Here is a 2,446-nt window from a genome sequence, read left to right on the forward strand (position 1 = left end):
GGTTCCTCGCGCCGGTCGGGGTCGCGGTGCTCGTCGCTGTCCTGCGCACCGGGACCGGCCTGCGCGGTGGCTTCGGCTACGGCTTGCTGGCGGGGCTGGGATTCTTCCTGCCGTTGCTGCCGTGGACCGGCATCTACGTGGGTCCGGTGCCGTGGCTGGCGCTGTCGACGGCCTGCGCGGTGTACATCGGGCTGTTCGGCGTGCTGACCCGGCTGCTCGTGCGGCTGCCGGGGTGGCCGGTGTGGGTGGCGCTGGCATGGGTGAGCGTCGAGTGGGCGCGGTCGAGCTTCCCGTTCGGCGGCTTCCCGTGGGGGCGGCTGGCCTTCGGGCAGGCCGACGGGTGGCTGTTGCCGCTGGCCGCCGTCGGTGGCGCGCCGCTCATCGGGTTCGTCGTGGCGCTGCTCGGGTGCGCGCTCGTGGTGGTGGTCGCCGGATCGAGCCGGTGGGTGCGCGGCCTGCCCGGCGGCCCGGCGGGCCGGGCGGTGCCTGCCGTGGTCGCGCTGGTGGCGCTCGTGTTCCTGGGGCTGGTGCCGCGCACCCTCCTGCCGGACGCGGACGACGGCGACGGCCGGATCACCGTGGCCGCCGTGCAGGGCAGCGTGCCGCGCCTCGGCCTGGACTTCAACGCCCAGCGCCGCGCCGTGCTCGACAACCACGTGCGGCGCACCGAGGAACTGGCGCGACAGGTGGCGGCCGGGGGACAGCCCCGGCCCCACGTGGTCATCTGGCCGGAGAACTCCTCCGACATCGACCCGCTGCGCAACGCCGACGCCGCGGAGATCATCACCGGAGCCTCCGAACGAGTGGGCGCGCCCATCCTGGTCGGCGCGGTGCTCGTCAACGGCGACCGGACCACCACCAACTCGGTGATCGTGTGGGACGGGGCCGACGGCCCGGGGGAGCGACACGACAAGAAGATCGTGCAGCCCTTCGGTGAGTATCTGCCGATGCGCTCGTTCTTCCGGCTGTTCTCGGAGTACGCCGACCGGGCCGGGTACTTCGTACCGGGCGACGGGGACGGCACCGTCGAGGCCGCCGGTGTGCGGATCGGCGTGGCCACCTGCTACGAGGTCGCCTTCGACCGGGCGTTCCGCGATTCGCTCGCCTCGGGCGCGCAACTGCTGACCGTGCCGACGAACAACGCCACCTTCGGCGACAGCGAGATGACCTATCAGCAGCTGGCCATGTCCCGGGTGCGGGCGGTCGAGCACGGCCGCGCGCTGGTCGTGGCGGCCACCTCCGGGGTGAGCGCCATCGTGGCCGCCGACGGCTCGATCGAGCAGTCGACGGATCTGTTCGTGCCCGCCGCGCTGGTGAGCACGCTGCCGCTGCGCTCGGCGAGCACGCCTGCCACCCGCCTGGGCGCCGCGCCCGAACTGCTCGCCGTGGCGGTGACGCTGGGCGGCCTGGCCGCCGCCGTCGCCCTGCGTCGCCGCGACCGGTGACCACCGTTCGACGGTGAGCGGACCGGTCGGTGTGCTGAGTCCCGCGCGCGGTTGGAGATTCGCGCCGAGACGTCTCGCGGACTGTTTCCGCCGGTGTGATCTGCCCCACGTATGATTTGCCCGGCGGTATCTGGATTCGCGCGCTTCGTGATTCGCTGGACAATACCCGCATTTCGCCGGGCGGGTGGACTGGCAGCCGTTTTCGAAGTGAAAACGCAGTAACCGCAGGCGTAACGGAAAATTAACCGGAAGATAGCCAGCGAATTCTTTGTTCTCGCAGCATCGTTGGAGTCGTACCAACGACCTACTTATCGGGCTTTCCGGCAATCCGCCCGCGTACGGGCTCCGAATCCAAGACGTGCATCACGTCCTACGGCCCTCCACGCACGCGAGCGAGGGCCGTCCAGCGCTCGGGGGCGCGGAGTCAGCTGCGGAAGAATGGAGTGATTGATGAGTTCGTTGGCCACCGATCGCGTCGACTGCAATTCGAGTGGCTTGGCCGGGCACCCCTCGGCCCGGGATCTGTCCGAACGCCTCGTTGATCGGCTGTTCGATCTGTCACCGGCACAGACCGCGCTGTGGTACGCCCAGCGCATCCGCCCCGATGTGCCGCTGACCATCGCGCAGTACGTGGAGATCCGGGGGGACCTCGACGTCGGACGGCTGCTCTACGCGGTCGAGCGGTGCGGGGCGGAGAACCAGTCGGCCTACCTGCGGGTGCTCGAGGTCGACGGAACGCCCAAACAGGTCGTCGACTCCGGCCGCAGGCCGGGGTGGGGGCGGCTGGACCTGCGCGACCAGCCCGACCCGCGCGCGGCCGCCATGCGCTGGATGAGCGAGCACGCCGCCTCGCCCATCGACATCGAGAACGACCCGCTGGTCACCAACATCATCCTGCGCGTCGGCGACCGCGAGCACTTCTGGTACGCCCGCGCCCACCACATCCTCATCGACGGTTACGCCGCCATGACCGGCGTGGCCCGCACCGCCGAGATCTACAC

Annotated in this window: 2 protein-coding genes; both read left to right on the plus strand. The window is 70.8% G+C overall.

Features of this window, described 5'->3' with window-relative positions:
* Positions 1–1,445 (plus strand): apolipoprotein N-acyltransferase (gene lnt / locus QH283_RS07485; RefSeq protein WP_280502288.1); only part of this gene is annotated, 1,445 nt, incomplete at its 5' end.
* A gap of 450 nt (positions 1,446–1,895) precedes the next feature.
* A partial coding sequence (locus tag QH283_RS07490) for a condensation domain-containing protein (protein ID WP_280502289.1) occupies positions 1,896–2,446 on the plus strand: 551 nt, incomplete at its 3' end.

Origin of the sequence: Nocardia farcinica (assembly GCF_029867845.1) — a bacterium.
GTDB classification, from domain to species: domain Bacteria; phylum Actinomycetota; class Actinomycetes; order Mycobacteriales; family Mycobacteriaceae; genus Nocardia; species Nocardia farcinica_A.